A 16,919-nucleotide genomic window follows, 5' to 3' on the forward strand; every position below is an offset into this window, starting at 1 on the left:
TTGCACTAGAGACCCGATACGCTTGCTATGCTGCATCGTTATTACTGGATGCGCGAGGTTCGCCCATCATGATGCAGTTCCCGCGCGGATCACGCGCCTGCTGGATCCGCCTGTTGGCGGCAATGACGATATGGCTCTGGCTTGGGGTCGCCGGATTGGCGGCCGCCCAGCCCGAGGGGCCGCCGAGTGCGGCCGACGCGGAGTCGGCGCTGTCCGACGCCCGTAAGCAAATCGACCAGATCCGAGAACGGTTGGAAGACGGTGGCGAAGACGCGCAGCTCGTGCGCTGGCGTAATGATGTGCTGGACATCCAGTCGCGCGCCAACACCTTGGCCGAAGCCCTGGCTCCGCAATTGGCCGCGGTGACTGCCAGGCTGTCCGAGCTGGGTCAGCCGCCCGAGGGAACGCGCGAAGCGCCAGACGTTGCGGCGCAGCGCACACAGCTGCAGCAAGACAACCGGAAGCTGGATTCACAAACCAAGCTGGCGCGTTTGCTTGCGGTCGAGGCGGCGCAAACCGCCGAGCAGATCTCCACATTGCGGCGCACCCAGTTTCAAGCGCGGCTGGGAGAGCGCCGCGACTCGATTGTGGGGGATACGTTCTGGAGGGAGCTGCGCAGTGATCTGCCCCGCGACTGGCGGCGCCTCACTGAGCTGGCTCAAGAACTACGGGAGGCTGTCACCAGCACTCAAGGCGCTATCTGGTTCGTGCTGGCAGTGGCCATTGGTATCACGCTGCTTTTGCGCATGGCCTTTAGCCGTTTGGTGTTGCGACTGACCGCCACGCGCGTCCCGCCCGGCCGATTGCGCCGCTCGTTCCTGGCCATCTGCATTGTGATCCTGGCCTCGGCAACCCCCGGCATCATCGCCGCCTTGCTGTATACCGGGGTGACCTGGAATTCCGGACTGTCCGACGATACGCGCGATTTATTGAGCAGCCTGGTGGCAGTCGTATGCTTTGGCGGCTGTGTGGCCGGGCTGGGTCATGCTTTGCTTTCGCCTGAACGGTCCAGCTGGCGCTTGCCCTCTATTCATGATGACGTAGCGCAAGGTTTGCGCCATCTGCCGACCCTGCTCGGCATATTGGTCGTAGTGATCTGGCTGTGTGACGAGCTGCCGATCTTGTTGAACGCCAGCTTGACCACCACGATTTTGGCGACGTCGATAGCCGCCCTGGCCCTGATCGTCACGCTGGCATGGGGACTGCGGCGCAGTACCCGGTTGCGCAAACAGTTGGAACACGGCGCGGACGATCAGCCCTTACCGCCTCGCCCGTTCTGGCTCTCGATATTCATAGGCATCACGTGGGCGATTCTGGCGTGCAGTGTCGTGAGCCTGCTTGCCGGATATGTCGCGTTCGGCAGTTTTGTCGTCAAGCAGGCACTATGGACGCTGGCAATCCTGTGTTTTGCGTATCTGCTGTCGATACTGATCAACGACGGTTTCAGCACGCTGCTGGCGCCCGCGCCGGGCAGCGAAGACGATGCGCGCAAACGGTTGTATGGCCAGGCGGCCGTGCTATTGGCAGGGATCGGACGAGTGACGGTAGGCTTATTGGCCGCTACGCTGCTGCTCGCGCCTTTTGGCGAAGGGCCCTCGGATCTGCTGCATCGGATGAACCAACTGCTCACGGGACTGCAAATCGGCGAGGTGCATTTGCGTCCCGGTGCGTTGATGCAGGGCTTGCTCGTGCTGGCGTTTTGTCTGGTAAGCGTGCGCCTGCTCAAACGTTGGCTGGCGAATCGCTATTTGCCCACGACAGAACTCGATCCGGGCATGCAGCTATCGGCCGCAACCTTGTTTGGATATGCGGGTGTGGTGCTGGCGGTTGCGCTGTCGTTGTCGGCACTAGGGATAGGCCTGGAACGCGTCGCGTGGATTGCCAGCGCCTTGTCGGTAGGGATTGGTTTCGGGCTGCAGGCGGTGGTACAGAATTTTGTGTCGGGCCTCATTCTGTTGGCTGAACGGCCGGTCAAAGTCGGGGACTGGGTGTCGCTCGGGGGTGTCGAGGGCGATATTTTGCGCATCAATGTGCGTGCGACCGAAATACAAATGGCGGATCGATCCACGGTGATCGTGCCGAACTCGGAGTTCGTGACGAAAACGGTACGCAATGTGACACATGACAATCCGTTGGGCTTGGTGCAAGTGAAACTACCCATGCCCCTGGATGCCGATGTACACCGTGTGCGCGAGGTCATGCTGGAGGCATTCGCTGCGAATGAAGGGGTGCTGGACACCCCCGCCCCCAATGTCTATCTGGAAGGCATTGAGAACGGTCATTTGCTGTTTAACGCACGTGGGTATGTCAGCACGCCACGCAATGCGTATAGCGTACGCAGTGCGTTGTTATATGACGTGCTGCAACGTTTGGCGAATGCGAAATTGCCGTTGTCTACACCGTCGACGATGATGCTGACGTCTGCGCCTACGGCAGGATCTGAGCCGGCTGCAGCATCTGCTGCGGTGCAAAGCAACGAGGATCCGGAACCGCCTAAACCTGCCTCATCCGGCGAATCGAAAACCCACCCGTGAACGCGACGTGGCACGCATGCGCGCCACGTTTCGGTCTATGTTCCCCGTCTAGGTCAATAGTGCTTGAATCACCGGAATCAACAATCCGAATCCCGCAATCATCAATAGCACGAAGACCAAGCGCTTGACCATTTTCACCGAGTCTTTGGAGGCATAGCGTCGCACGAGCCAGGTCAAGATGACAACAACGGGCAAAGCCTCCAGACCCATCCATAGGGACGATACGCTCAGGCTGCCGTTGGCCGCGACCAAAGACAGGCGCACCACTGCGTTGGCTGCAAACAGAATCAGCAGACTGTTCCGTATGAGGGTCAAAGGCAGGGGCTGTCGATAGAGGAGGTACACCATAGGGGGCCCGGCGCTGGAAAATAGACCACCCAGTACGCCCGCCACCAGACCATATGAAATAAAGGAAGCCTGCGACGAGACCTGCTCCAATGGCCGGCTGCGCGCGATCAACATGATGGCGCAGGCCAGAATGGTCAAGCCCAAAAGGCCGCGCAGCAACAATACTGCGCTGCCACTGATCCACTCGAGAGCGAAGACGCCAAAGGCTACACCGACCAGGCTGGCGATCAAAGGCGTGCGAATCAAAGACCAGTCCAATTTTGCACTTGTGCCGCTCAGCGCCACCACGGCATTGACCAGCGTCAGCATGTTCACTACGTTGGACATCTCGGGCAACGGTGCCAAAGACAACAGCCCTGTCAGCCCGAGCAAAACCAGGCCGAAGGCAAAACCTGTCATGGTCTGGGCATAGGTGGCCAAAGCCACGCAGCCCAGGAACAATAGATGATCAACCAGCGTCATGTATCGATGAGTATGAACGCCATGGCGAAGCGCCGCCACGGCATATCGTTATCGTCTGCTCCGCACACGGCTCGCATAAACGTTTAGGGACAAGCCGCCTAATACCAAGGCGGCCGCGAGGATTTTCCAGGCGGGCAGTGCTTCGTTGAGCAGCACTGCCGACGACAGAATACCGAAGACGGGGACCAGCAATGCCAACGGCGTGATGGTCACAGCCGGATGGCGGGCCAACAGCCAACCCCAGGCGCCGAATCCGAACACCGTATTGCCTACGCCTTGCCACAGTGCGGCCAGCCATCCCCACCCGCTGGCATGTGCCAGTGCGTCTATCACTTTTGCCGGCCCGTCTACCAGCAAGCTGATGATCAGCAAAGGAATGATGGCAAAGAGCGAACTCCAGGCGGTGAAGGCCACCATATTGACCCTGCCCGCGCCACGCATGACCATGTTGGTACACGCCCAGCAGAACGCGGCGGCCAATACCAGGCCCAAGCCAAGCAGCGTGACGGCCGCCGCCGGATCTGTTGCGCTGCGCCATGCGACGACGGCATAACCGCTCGTCGCCAAGACGAGCGCCGCGATTTGTAATGGCCGCGCGCGTTCTCCTGTCATGATCATCGACATGATGATGGTGAAGAACACTTGGGCTTGCACCACCAGGGACGCCAAGCCTGGCGAGATGTCCTGGCGCATCGCCCAATAAACCAGGCCAAACTGCCCTACGCCCAACAACAGACCTGCGCGCGCCAACATGTTCCAAGGCACTGCCGGGCGGCGGAACACGAATATCCAGGGCAGTGCCGACAGCAAAAATCGCAACGCTGCAAAGAGGAATGCAGGAAACTCTGCCAACCCCCATTTGATGACCACGAAGTTCGTCCCCCAAATGAAGACGACAGACAACGCCAACAACAAATGTGAAAGTGGCATGAGCGATGCGGCCAGTACCAAGCCGAAATGTCAGGGCAAAGGCGGCATCATACGCCTGTATGCGAACACGCCGCCAACGCACCGCATGACTGACATTCTGCTGAATACAAACTCAGCCCGGCACAGGGTGCTCGGCTAGTTCGCCGACGACAGTGGTCCATGCACGCACTCGCCATTGTTTGACCAGGCCGGCTTTCACGTATGGGTCCGCTTTGGCAAACTCCTCGGCCACGGCGGGGGAATCGGCTTTGAATAACAACACCGCCTGATCAGCAGGATCGGCCAACGCGCCGGCCACTACCAACTCACCGCGGGCCACGGCTGCGCGCGCCAATGCCAGGTGCTCGTCGCGAAATGCGCCGCGCCGCTCGAGATAATCGGGGACCAGGTCGTAAAACATCAGATAATGCATGGCACGCTCCTGCGCTAAAGTCACTAGGTAGCTTGATCATACCTGCCGTGAGTTTTGTTCGTCTTGCTTATCAGTTGCCCACTACGTCAAGGAAGAAATCCAGATGATCCAGGAAATCGCCAGCATTCTCGTTACCGCCGGACACGAGGCTCAATTCGAAGCCGGCGTGGCACAAGCCAAGCCGCTGTTTCTGCGTGCCAAGGGCTGTCATGGCATGGCACTGCATCGATCGATCGAAAATCCCCAGCAATACACGTTGGTCGTGGACTGGGAAACGGTCGACAATCACATGGTCGATTTTCGGGAGTCAGCCGACTTTCAAGAATGGCGCAAGCTGGTCGGTCCGCATTTCGCGCAACCGCCGCAAGTGCATCATGAGGCCAAAGTACTGTAGGAACCTCTCGTCGCACTGACAAGGTTCGGTCATCGTTGACCGAACCTTGTCAGATGTCGGATGGAGACGTGGTGGCTTGCTTGGCGCCTGTGGCTTCCGCGTTGGCCAGTTGCACCGCAAGTGCAATCGCATCGGCAAGGAACGGCGAGTGATCGTCTTTCCGATAGCTAAGGATAACGGGGGACACGAAAGTATCGGCGTCGATAGGCACATGCGCGATGTCCGCGCGATGCAAACGATGTACCGACGCAGGTACGACGGTCACTCCCAGGCCTGCCGCCACCAGGCCGATGGCGGTCTGTAGCTCATTGGCCTCCTGGACGACACGCGGGGTATGGCCCGCTGCTCGGAACAGACCCAGCACGTGATCCGCATAATTGGGGCGCGGACGCGCCGGATAGAGCACAAACGGTTGCGCGGCAAGCTCTGCAATGCCGACGCGCCGGCGCCGCGCCAAGGGATGCCGCAATGGCAGCGCCGCCACTAAGGGCTCGGCCATCAGCACACGGCGTTCGATCGCGGGATCGTCAAGCAGGATACGGCCAATCCCCACATCGATGCGCCCCGCCTTCAGCGCCTCGAGCTGAGGCAAGGTTGTCATCTCGGCCAGACCGACCTCAATACGCGGGTCGGCCTCGCGCAGACGTCGGATCAGTTCCGGCACGAAGCCATACAGCGTGGACGGTACAAAGCCGATGCCGAACCACCCACGTTCGTGCCGTCCCAGTCGCCGGGTGCCTTGCACAATTTCGTCAAGACGCGCCGTCAACTGCAGCGACTGCTCCAGCAAAAATCGGCCAGCCTCCGTCAATTTCAGCGCACGCGAACCGCGCTCTATAAGAGTGACGCCGAGTTCGTCTTCGAGTTGACGAATCTGCCGGCTGAGCGGCGGCTGAGCGATATGCAATCGGACCGCCGCTCGTGTGAAACTGCCTTCCTGCGCAACCGCCTGGAAATAGCGTAAGTGCCGAAGTTCCATAAAACGCATACCTACCAGGTATAGAAAGCAACCAATATAGTCTTGGACCCGCGAAAAATCGAGCGGCATACTTCGGCTACGCCGAAAAGCACTTGTTTCAGGTATGGCTGCCATGAACGCTATCGCGATATCACCGCGCACCTGAAGTGCTCTGCAACACCAAGGAGACATTGAGCATGCATCGTCGATTTTTAAAGCCGCTGGCCGCGTTCTGCGCGGCGGGCGCGTTGTTGGGAGCCGCCGCGGCAGTCCACGCCGAGTACCCCGAACGTCCGGTAACCTGGGTAGTGCCATTCCCGCCCGGGGGAGCAATGGACAATATTGCCCGTACGTTGGGCGAAGCCATGGGCCGGCAGCTGAATACCTCGTTCGTGGTCGAAAACCGCGCAGGCGCGGGCGGAAATATCGGCGCAGCGATGGTGTCGCGCGCCAAGCCCGATGGCTACACGATCATGATTGCGGCCAATGGCATGGCGGTCAATCCGGCACTCTACGACAACCTCAATTACGATCCGCAAAAGGATTTCGCGCCCATTTCGTTGCTGGCCATCGTGCCCAATGTGCTCGTCACAAACCCGCAGCGCACTGACAGCAAGAGCGTTGCCGATGTCATCGCCAAAGCCAAGGAGCAACCTGGTCACTATACCTTTGCCTCGGCCGGTGTCGGCACCTCGATTCATCTGGCCGGCGAGCTGTTTGTGTCGATGGCGGGAATCGACATGCTGCATGTGCCCTACAAGGGCAGCGGCCCGGCCGTAGCGGACCTGCTTGGCGGCCAGGTGGACTATATGTTCGACAGTGTGACGTCGGCCAAACCGCACATCATGTCCGGCAAATTGAAAGCCTTGGCGGTCACAACTGCCAAGCGCTCGTCGGCACTGCCTGACGTCCCCACGGTGGCGGAAGCCGGACTGCCGGGGTACGAGTTGACGCCTTGGTTCGCGGCTTTCGCGCCGGCCGGCACCCCGCCGGAGATTGTCGCAAAGCTCAACGCCGCGATGCGCCTAGCTCTGAGCGACGCCAAAGTAAAAACCACGCTGGAGACCATCGGAGCCGAGCCTATTGGCGGCACGCCCGAGGAGTTGAAGACCTATTTGGCCAAGGAGACCATCCAGGGCAAAAAGCTCGTGCAAGAACGCAATATCAAGCTGCAATAGTCCTATTGCGCACGTCGGGCAGCGAACCGAGCACCTTTCACGCGGCCCGACGTGCAGCATATCCCCTGCGACAACGTGGATTTGAAACAATACCGAATCAATCAAGTCTTATATAAGATATAAGACACTTGCTCCCACCCCCCTCCAGCCTCTACAATCGGCCTCGAAGACCCTTCCCGCAACCCGATTTTTATGCAGGCCTATTCATGCTGGAAACGTACCGTCAACATGTTGCCGAGCGCGCTGCGCTGGGCATCCCCCCGCTGCCGCTGTCGGCTCAACAAACAGCCGACCTGATCGAGCTCCTGAAAAACCCGCCCGCAGGCGAAGCAGACAATCTGCTGGATCTGCTGACTCACCGCGTGCCCGCCGGCGTGGATGATGCCGCCAAGGTCAAAGCGTCCTATCTGGCTGCTGTCGCGCTGGGCAAAGAATCGTGTGCCCTGATCAGCCGGGCCAAAGCAACCGAATTGTTGGGCACCATGTTGGGCGGCTACAACATCGGCCCGCTGATCGAATTGCTGGACGACGCCGAGGTCGGCGCCATCGCTGCCGATGCGCTGAAGAAAACCCTGTTGATGTTTGACGCGTTCCATGACGTCAAAGAAAAAGCCGACAAGGGCAATGCCAACGCCAAGGCCGTGCTGCAAAGCTGGGCCGATGCGGAATGGTTCACCAGCCGTCCCGCACTGCCCGAGAGCCTGACGATCACGGTATTCAAGGTTCCCGGCGAAACCAACACCGACGATCTGTCGCCCGCCCCCGATGCCACGACGCGCCCGGATATCCCGATGCACGCGCTGGCCATGCTGAAGAACAAGCGCGACGGCGCAGCGTTCCAACCCGAGGAAGACGGCAAGCGCGGCCCGGTGCAATTCATCGAATCGCTGAAAGAGAAAGGCCACCTGGTTGCCTACGTGGGCGACGTGGTCGGTACCGGCTCTTCGCGTAAATCCGCCACCAACTCGGTGCTGTGGTTCACTGGCGAAGACATCCCGTTCGTGCCGAACAAGCGTTTCGGCGGTGTCTGCCTGGGCAGCAAGATTGCTCCGATTTTCTACAACACCATGGAAGACGCGGGCGCCCTGCCGATCGAGCTGGACGTCTCCAAGATGGAAATGGGCGACGTGGTGGAACTGCGCCCCTACGAAGGCAAGGCCCTGAAAGACGGCCAGGTCATCGCTGAATTCCAAGTCAAATCCGACGTGCTGTTTGACGAAGTGCGCGCCGGCGGCCGCATTCCGCTGATCATCGGCCGCGGCCTGACGGCCAAGGCGCGCGAAGCGCTGGGCCTGCCTCCCTCGACGCTGTTCCGCCTGCCGAAGAACCCGGCCGATTCGGGCAAGGGTTTTACGCTGGCCCAGAAAATGGTCGGCCGCGCCTGCGGTCTGCCCGAAGGCCAAGGCGTACGCCCGAACACCTACTGCGAACCCCGCATGACGTCGGTGGGCAGCCAGGACACGACCGGCCCCATGACCCGCGACGAGTTGAAAGATCTGGCTTGCCTGGGTTTTTCCGCGGATCTGGTCATGCAATCGTTCTGCCACACGGCAGCCTATCCGAAACCCGTGGACGTCAAGACGCACCACACGCTGCCGCAGTTCATCAGCACGCGTGGCGGTATTTCGCTGCGTCCCGGCGACGGTGTGATCCACTCGTGGCTCAACCGCATGCTGCTGCCTGACACGGTGGGCACGGGCGGCGACTCGCACACCCGTTTCCCGATCGGGATTTCTTTCCCGGCCGGCTCGGGTCTGGTGGCGTTCGCTGCTGCGACGGGCGTGATGCCGTTGGATATGCCGGAATCGGTGCTGGTGCGCTTCAAGGGCAAGATGCAGCCCGGCGTGACGCTGCGCGATCTGGTGAATGCGATTCCGCTGTATGCGATCAAGCAAGGCCTGTTGACTGTGGCCAAGCAAGGCAAGAAGAACATCTTCTCCGGCCGCATTCTGGAAATCGAAGGCCTGCCCGACCTGAAGGTGGAACAGGCTTTCGAACTGTCCGACGCCTCGGCAGAACGCTCGGCCGCTGGCTGCACGGTGCGCTTGAACAAAGAACCGATCATCGAGTACATCAACAGCAACATCGTGATGCTGAAGTGGATGATCGCCAATGGCTACGAAGACGAGCGCTCGCTGGGCCGCCGTATCAAGGCCATGGAAGCCTGGTTGGCTGATCCCAAGCTGCTGGAACCGGATGCCGACGCCGAGTACGCCGCTGTGATCGAGATCGATCTGGCCGACATTCACGAGCCCATCGTGGCTTGCCCGAACGACCCGGATGACGTCAAGACATTGTCCGACGTGGCTGGCGCCAAGATCGACGAAGTGTTCATCGGCAGCTGCATGACCAACATCGGCCACTTCCGTGCCGCGTCCAAGCTGCTCGAAGGCAAGCGCGATATTCCGGTCAAGCTGTGGGTGGCTCCGCCGACGAAGATGGATGCGCAACAGCTCACCGAAGAAGGCCACTACGGCGTCTTCGGTACGGCTGGTGCCCGTACGGAGATGCCGGGATGCTCGCTGTGCATGGGTAACCAAGCTCAGGTGCGCGAAGGTGCGACCGTGATGTCGACCAGCACGCGTAACTTCCCGAATCGTCTGGGCAAGAACACCAACGTGTATCTGGGCTCGGCTGAGCTGGCTGCGATCTGCTCGCGCCTGGGTCGCATCCCGACCAAGGACGAGTACATGGCAGATATGGGCGTCATCAACAAGAGCGGCGACCAGATCTATCAGTACCTGAACTTCGACAAGATCGATGATTACAAGGATGTGGCTGCGGTGATCGAGGTGTAACTCGGTCTCTGTTGACTGCACGTTGCAGGTAGAACGGCCCTGGGACTCTTCCCGGGGCCGTTTTGTTTTATGAGACGGGTCGGCTTGGGCCGGAAAATGAAAGATTGCTTAACTTCGACATGATCACGATAATAAAAGAGATTCTTATTGCCATTCCCTAAAAAATCTCTCATGCCTATCTTCGCCTTTGGGGCGCGGCCAGCGGGCCGCATCCGTCTAAAACCGCTCAGCGTTGCCTTACATACCGCATTATCCGCAGGAGTGCTCGCTGGAGCGCCCGCCTGGTCCCAGACCGTGCAAGGCGGCGTAACCACACTAGAGGAAACGACTGTTACGGGCGAATCCAGTATTTCTGCGCCGACCTCTGTAGAGTACGCGGGCGGACAAGTGGCGCGAGGCGGTCAGTTGGGAGTGTTGGGCAATATCGACAATATGGACGCGCCCTTTGTCGTCACCAGCTATACCTCGAAGTTGATCGAGGACCAACAGGCGCGGACCTTGGGCGATGTAGTCAAGAATGATTCCTCGGTACAGGTAGGTAACGGCTTTGGGAATTCGGCCGAAACGTTTTCCATCCGTGGCTTTGCGCTGAACAATGACGATTTGTCATTCAACGGGCTGTACGGCATTTTGCCTCGTCAAGTGTTGCCGACGCAGATGATAGAACGGGTCGAGATCCTGAAAGGGGCGAATGCGTTCTTGAACGGTGCCGCCCCGGGGGGATCGGGCTTGGGCGGCTCGATCAACATCCAGCCCAAGCGCGCCGGGTTGGACCCTTTGACCCGGGCGACGATCGACTACACCAGTGATTCTCAGGTCGGTGGCAGCGTCGATATCGGGCGACGCTGGGGCGAAAACCAGGAGTTCGGTATCCGCGTCAATGCCGCGCATCGCGATGGCGATACCCCGGTCGACGATGCGGGGCAACGAATGACTGTGGGAACCATCGGCCTGGATTATCTGGGTGAAAAACTACGGGTGTCGTTGGACGCGGGTTATCAAAAGTATCGCTACTCGCACCCCCGTCCCACGCTGCGGCTCAGCGGCCCCGATGTGCCGTCGCCGCCGTCCAATAGCACGAACTACGGGCAGCCGTGGACGTACAGCGAACTGGAGAGCACGTATGGCGTGGTCCGGGCAGAATATGACTTCACCAGCAACTGGATGGGCTATGCGGCCATCGGCACCAGCCACGATCGTGAGAACGGCGATTATGGCCAGCCCCTCGTGGATGGCGACGGCATCGGGACCGTGGGCCGATTGACGGTGCCGTACACCCGCAGCTCCGTCAGCGGCGAAATCGGGATGCGTGGAAAATTCCAGACGGGCCCGGTCGGCCATTTGGTGAATATTGGGGTGTCCGGGCTGCAGACGCGTGTCAGGCAGGCGTGGGAAATGAGCGATCGCAGCCCGATCGACATCTATGACCCCGAGTATTTTGACCGTCCAGCTACGACGTTCGTGGGCGGTGACATGGACGATCCTCACGCCAGCAGCCGTACCCATTTGACCAGTTTTGCCTTGTCGGATCAGCTGTCGTTCCTGGATGACCGCGTCTTTCTGACACTAGGGGTACGACGTCAAACGATCAAAGACAAGCTCTACGACACCAATGGTGTCCACACCACCACTTACGATGATTCCGTATGGACGCCCGCGTACGGCTTGGTCGTGCGTCCGTGGGAAGAGGTGTCGTTTTATGTGAACCACATCGAAGGGTTGACCAAAGGCGATACCGCACCGACCGGAGCCGTCAATTTTGGCGAGACACTTGCCCCGTATCGCACTAAGCAGACGGAAGCCGGCGTCAAGTTTGATTTTGGCAATATAGGCGGGAACATCGGTGTTTTCCAGATTGAAAAGCCCGAGGCCTATACGAACTCGGACCTCGTATTCGGGATCGCTGGCTCGCAGCGCAATCGCGGGCTCGAGATGAATGTCTACGGCGAGCCGGTGAAAGGCGTGCGGCTGTTGGGCGGGATAACCTTTATGGATCCCGAACTGCGAGGAACCGCGGGCGCTGAGCAAGACGGCAACGACGCGATCGGTGTACCTCGTTACCAGGCAGTCATGGGCGCGGAATGGGATGTGCCGGCACTTACCGGTTTGACCTTGCAAGCCTATGTGCAACGGCGCGGATCGCAGTATGTCAACATCGACAACACCGGCAAAATACCCGCATGGACCCGAATCGATCTGGGGGCTCGTTATGCGACCAAGATCGATGGACACAACGTAGTGTGGCGCGCTGGCGTGGATAACGTCACCGACAAAAAATACTGGGCCACAGTAGGAAACTCCTTTGGCCAGCTCACCCAGGGCATGGGCCGCGTCTACAAACTATCGATGTCAGTCGACTTCTGAACGGGTACCAATATCGGCACCGGGGCCCATAACGCTTAGAATGCCGCCATCCCCTGAACAAGGAACCGGCGATGAAACTAGGGCCACTGGTGCTGACCCTGTTGGTAATCATGTTGGGCGGCTGTGCGACGGCACCGCCGTCCAACCCTGAAAATCTCTGCGAAATTTTTCGTGAGAAACCCAGTTGGCGGCGTGCTGCGGAAGATATGCGCGAGAAATGGGGTGTGCCGGTACAGGTGCCCTTCGCCATGATGTACCAGGAATCCAGTTTCCGGCACGACGCCCTGCCCCCTCGTTATTATTTTCTGGGCTTTATCCCCTGGGGCCGTGTCAGCTCGGCCTATGGCTATGCGCAAGCCAAAGACGAAACCTGGGCGGACTATAAGCGTGAGGCCGGGGGCTGGACATCAAGCCGGGACGACCTGGCGGACTCCTTGGATTTCATGGGTTGGTACATCAGCAAGTCCCAGCGTCTGAATGGCGTATCGAAATGGGATGCCTACGGCCAGTATCTGAATTATCACGAAGGTTGGACGGGTTATCGCAACCGCAGTTATGAAAGCAAAGCGTGGCTGAAACGGGTCGCGCGGCTGGTCCAGGCGAGAGCCGAGCGATTCGGAGCACAGTATCGCAGTTGCGAGAACGGCTGACTGCGAAGCTGCCTAGAATTCTGTCCAGGGCGGATGGCCCGCATCCAGCACCGGTCATACCGATGCGCCTGACCCGTCATGCTGCGAAATGTTAGTGTAGAGGATGGCCGCGCCTGCAACGCGCCACCCTACATAAGGAAGCAGCATGTATTTCGATTCCACCCTCTGGGCCATGACACGCGGCGTGCGGTTGCGGATGTTGATGTGCGCTGTGCTGGGGCTATTGGGACTGACGGCGGGCATTGCGCGCTTTGCATTGTTGGGAAAATTCCTGGCGGAACTGTTTGCCGGTGCTAGCGGCACGGCGCTGTGGTGGCCGCTGGCGGGTGCGGCGCTGGCAATCGTGTTGCGCGGCGGCTTTGAGCATGCGTTGAATCTGCTGGCCAATCGCAATGCAGCGTTGATTCAAAATAATCTGCGCGCGCAGCTTTATGACAAGATCGTCGAATTGGGACCCGCCTGGTTCGGCGGCCAACGCACGGGCGGCGTCATGCTGGCCGTAATCGATGGCGTGGAACAGCTGCAGAGCTTTTTTGGGCGCTATCTGCCACAGCTGTTCATCGCGGCCTGCGCCCCCATCATGATTTTTGCATTCATCGCATGGTGGGATTGGCCGGTGGCGCTGGTACTGCTGGTGGCAGCACTGATCACCTTGGTCCTGCCTTTGGCTGCGCACCGCAGCCACAAGGATGCCTCGCGCCAACGGGCCCGGGCATTCAAGGCGTTCGGTGAGGAGTTCCTGGATGCGATGCAAGGCCTGCCCACGCTCAAGGCGTTCGGCCAGAGCCGTGCGTGGGGCGAGCGCCTGGCACAGCGCGCGCGGGCTTTGTCGGACAACACGTTCAGGGTGCTGGGACGCGAAGTCTCGGCGCGTTTTGCGACGGATATCGGGATCACGGTCGGTGCGGCAGCGGCCTTGGCACTGGGCGCGTGGCGCGTAGCCGACGGACAGATGACACTGGCGGCGCTGCTGGTGGTGTTGATGGCGGGAACAGAAATTTTCCGCCCGCTGCGGGATATGCGCTCGGTGCTGCATCAAGGGCTGATGGGCCAATCAGCGGCGGCCAGCGTGCGAGCGCTGTTGGACGCGACGACGTCAGCCCCGCAGGGCTCTGCCGCGGCTGCGCAAAAAGCGACGACCTCATCTGCCGCGGGAGCGAATCAACCCTGGTCTGTCGAGACGCGGGCCGATTACTCTGCGCCAGCGCCACTGCCGCGGCAAGACGGCTTGTCGGTGGCTTTTAGGCACGTTGCTTTTTCGTATCCCGGTGGCCGGCAGATCACGCATCAGGGCATGGACTTCGAGATTCGCCCCGGCGAACGTGTGGGCATTGTCGGACCTAGCGGGTCTGGCAAATCGACATTGGTTCGCCTTTTGCTGCGTCTGCATGATCCGCAATCGGGTGTCATCGAAATCGATGGCCGCGATCTGCGCACGCTGAATCCCGAGGCGGTGCGCGCCAGCATCTCGCTAGTGGCGCAGGACAGCATGCTGTTTCACGGAACAGTGGAGGAAAACCTGCTCATGGCCCGCCCCGATGCCACGCCGGATCAAATCCTCGCGGCGACGACGGCGGCGAATGCACACGCGTTTATTTCGGCATTGCCGCAGGGCTATCAGACGGTCTTGGGAGAACGCGGTACGCAGTTGTCCGGCGGACAACGTCAGCGATTAACCATTGCACGCGCCTTGTTGCGCGATACGCCGATTTTGATTCTGGATGAGGCCCTGTCCTCGGTGGATGCAGAGAATGAAGCCGAGATTCAGCAGGCGCTGGATCGGCTCAGCCGTGGCCGCACCACGCTGGTGCTGGCGCATCGGTTATCCAGCGTGATTGGCGCAGATCGTATCCTGGTGCTGGACGGCGGGCGTATTGCAGAGACCGGCACTCACGAGACCTTGATGGCGGGCGATACGCTCTATCGCCAATTGATGGGCGGACAGCAGGATTCGCTGCATGTGCCGCCGGAAACATCAAACGGGGATGTGGCGAACGTCGTACAAGCGCAGCTCGCGTCAGCACCGGAAACTGCTGGGGCCCGCAGCACTGCAGACGACAGCATTCCCGCCGGCGACACCGCTTTCACCTCGACTGACGACGATCCCAAGCGCCCTACCCCCACGTCGTTGGACACTGAGGCACGGCATATCACCACCCGTCAGGTGCTGCAAACCTTGACGGAGATCATCCGTCCGTGGAAAAAACAATTTGCCATTACTGTCGGCAGCGGCATCGGACGGGTGGCAGCCTTTATCGGCGTGTCGGTGCTGGGTGCGCTCATCATTGCCCGGCTGAAAAACGGCGAACCGTTCGACGGCTTGCTGATTGGACTGTTTGCCGCCGCCATTGCAGCGGCCGCGCTGCACTGGATCGAGTCCTGGCTTGCCCACTCGATCGCCTATCAACTGTTGGCGGAAATGCGGATATCGCTGTATCAAAAGCTCGAAGCGCTGGCCCCGGCCTATCTCTTGCGCCGCCGGTCCGGGGATTTGGTGGGATTGGCCACGCAGGATGTTGAAACCGTCGAGTATTTCTATGCGCACACCGTGGCGCCCGCGTTTGTTGCAATATTGGTACCTGTCATTGTCCTGGCCATCCTGGGGATCGCCGCCTGGCCGCTGATGTTGGCCTTGCTGCCCTTTTTGCTATGGGCCGGCCTATCGCCGTGGCTCAATCGCGCACGCGTGGACGCGCAGGGCAGCCGCGCCAGACAGGCGCTGGGGCTGCTGAGCGCGCATCTTGCAGAGACGATCCAAGGCCTGTCGGATCTGGTGGCTTTTTCCGCGACCGGGCGCCGGCGCGACGCGTTTTTGACGATCTGCCAGGACTATCAACGTGTGCGATTGACACTGCTGGCCGATTTGTCGCGGCAAAGCGCCCTGTTGGAGATCGCGACAGGTCTCGGCGGCTTGGCCGTGGCGACGGCGGGCGCCTGGTGGGTTATGCAAGGCGCGCTGGCCGCGGGCATGTTGCCATTGCTGATATTGCTGTCCGTTGCCGCCTTTCTGCCGGTGTCCGAAATCGCTCAGGTGAGCCGCCAGCTGGCGGACACGCTGGCCTCCACGCGACGCTTGCGTACGATTCACGATGAGCCTGTGCCCGTCGTGGATGGTCCGCTTGCACCGCCCCTGACCGGGGCGGGCCTGCCGCTGGCGTTTGAGGATGTCACATTCACCTATCCGGGCCGGCTGCAACCGGCCCTGCGCCACGTATCTCTCTCGCTACCGGCGGGAGCGACCCTGGCGCTGGTCGGCCCGTCGGGCGCGGGGAAAAGCACCTTGGCGAGCCTGTTGCTGCGATTCTGGGACCCGCAGGAAGGCGCCGTCCGTATTGGCGAGGAACGCTTGCCGGAACTAACCTTGGACGCACTATATGGCCGTATCGCCTTGGTAGCCCAGGACACTTGGCTGCTCAACGGCACGCTGGAAGACAACATTCGCCTGGCCCGCCCCCATGCCAGCCAGGACGAACTGGATCAAGCCGTGGCCCGCGCTGCGCTGGCGGATTTTGTCGCCGGCCTTCCCGAGGGCCTGCAAACCCCGGTCGGTGAACGCGGCGTGGCCTTGTCCGGCGGCCAACGCCAGCGCATCGCCATTGCACGGGCATTCCTGCGCGATGCTCCCATTTTGATTCTGGACGAGGCGACGTCGCATTTGGACGCCATCAGCGAATCCCAGGTACATCAGGCCTTGGCTGAACTGATGCGCCATCGCACCACCCTGATCATTGCGCACCGTCTATCGACGATACGCCAGGCCGATACCATTGCCGTCGTAGATGGAGGGCAGATTGTGGAATCCGGCAAGCATGATGCGCTGCTACAACAAGGCGGCGCTTATGCCAATCTGGTCAACCGGCAAATGCAGGCGGCGCGACAATGACATTCATC

The 16,919-nt window shown here is 60.3% G+C and carries 11 protein-coding genes; 7 read left to right on the plus strand and 4 right to left on the minus strand.

The window, feature by feature from the left end; translation table 11 throughout:
• The first annotated feature begins 68 nt into the window (after positions 1–68).
• On the plus strand, positions 69–2,534 hold the full coding sequence (locus CAL20_RS18300; protein WP_094822336.1) for a DUF3772 domain-containing protein: 2,466 nt from the start codon (positions 69–71) through the stop codon (positions 2,532–2,534).
• A gap of 48 nt (positions 2,535–2,582) precedes the next feature.
• Here CAL20_RS18300 and CAL20_RS18305 read toward each other — a convergent pair whose 3' ends face one another.
• The 3 genes from CAL20_RS18305 to CAL20_RS18315 form a co-directional block, all read right to left on the minus strand.
• Positions 2,583–3,344, minus strand: coding sequence for a TSUP family transporter (locus CAL20_RS18305; RefSeq protein WP_094822337.1), 762 nt, complete (start codon positions 3,342–3,344; stop codon positions 2,583–2,585).
• Between the two features lie 48 nt (positions 3,345–3,392).
• Positions 3,393–4,274: an EamA family transporter gene (locus tag CAL20_RS18310; RefSeq protein WP_094822383.1), complete on the minus strand. Its 882-nt coding sequence runs from the start codon at positions 4,272–4,274 to the stop codon at positions 3,393–3,395.
• Between the two features lie 112 nt (positions 4,275–4,386).
• Positions 4,387–4,686 (minus strand): YciI-like protein, encoded by a 300-nt coding sequence (locus CAL20_RS18315; protein ID WP_094822338.1) that lies wholly within the window; start codon positions 4,684–4,686, stop codon positions 4,387–4,389.
• Positions 4,687–4,789: 103 nt separating this feature from the next.
• Here CAL20_RS18315 and CAL20_RS18320 point away from each other — a divergent pair, with 103 nt between their 5' ends.
• Positions 4,790–5,080, plus strand: a complete 291-nt coding sequence (locus CAL20_RS18320; RefSeq protein ID WP_094822339.1) for an antibiotic biosynthesis monooxygenase family protein — start codon at positions 4,790–4,792, stop codon at positions 5,078–5,080.
• A gap of 49 nt (positions 5,081–5,129) precedes the next feature.
• Here the strand turns inward: CAL20_RS18320 and CAL20_RS18325 are convergent, their stop codons facing one another.
• The gene (locus CAL20_RS18325) at positions 5,130–6,059 is read right to left on the minus strand and encodes a LysR family transcriptional regulator (protein WP_094822384.1); all 930 of its coding nucleotides are present in this window, start codon (positions 6,057–6,059) and stop codon (positions 5,130–5,132) included.
• 176 nt (positions 6,060–6,235) lie between these two features.
• Here CAL20_RS18325 and CAL20_RS18330 point away from each other — a divergent pair, with 176 nt between their 5' ends.
• The 5 genes from CAL20_RS18330 to CAL20_RS18350 all read left to right on the plus strand — a co-directional run bounded on the left by CAL20_RS18330 (position 6,236) and on the right by CAL20_RS18350 (position 16,911).
• Positions 6,236–7,216 carry a tripartite tricarboxylate transporter substrate binding protein gene (locus tag CAL20_RS18330; RefSeq protein WP_094822340.1) on the plus strand — a complete coding sequence of 327 codons (981 nt, stop codon included), beginning with the start codon at positions 6,236–6,238 and terminating at the stop codon, positions 7,214–7,216.
• Positions 7,217–7,422: 206 nt separating this feature from the next.
• Positions 7,423–10,014 (plus strand): bifunctional aconitate hydratase 2/2-methylisocitrate dehydratase, encoded by a 2,592-nt coding sequence (acnB, locus tag CAL20_RS18335; RefSeq protein ID WP_094838580.1) that lies wholly within the window; start codon positions 7,423–7,425, stop codon positions 10,012–10,014.
• A 171-nt stretch (positions 10,015–10,185) separates the two neighbouring features.
• A complete protein-coding gene (locus tag CAL20_RS18340; protein WP_094838581.1) occupies positions 10,186–12,378 on the plus strand; it encodes a TonB-dependent receptor in 2,193 nt (730 codons plus the stop codon).
• Between the two features lie 71 nt (positions 12,379–12,449).
• Complete coding sequence (locus CAL20_RS18345; protein WP_094822343.1) at positions 12,450–13,028, plus strand: transglycosylase SLT domain-containing protein; 579 nt, start codon at positions 12,450–12,452, stop codon at positions 13,026–13,028.
• Positions 13,029–13,173: 145 nt separating this feature from the next.
• Positions 13,174–16,911 carry an ABC transporter ATP-binding protein/permease gene (locus tag CAL20_RS18350; RefSeq protein ID WP_094838582.1) on the plus strand — a complete coding sequence of 1,246 codons (3,738 nt, stop codon included), beginning with the start codon at positions 13,174–13,176 and terminating at the stop codon, positions 16,909–16,911.
• The last annotated feature ends 8 nt before the right edge of the window (positions 16,912–16,919 follow it).

Origin of the sequence: Bordetella genomosp. 4, from assembly GCF_002261185.1 — a bacterium.
Taxonomy (GTDB): Bacteria; Pseudomonadota; Gammaproteobacteria; order Burkholderiales; family Burkholderiaceae_B; genus Bordetella_A.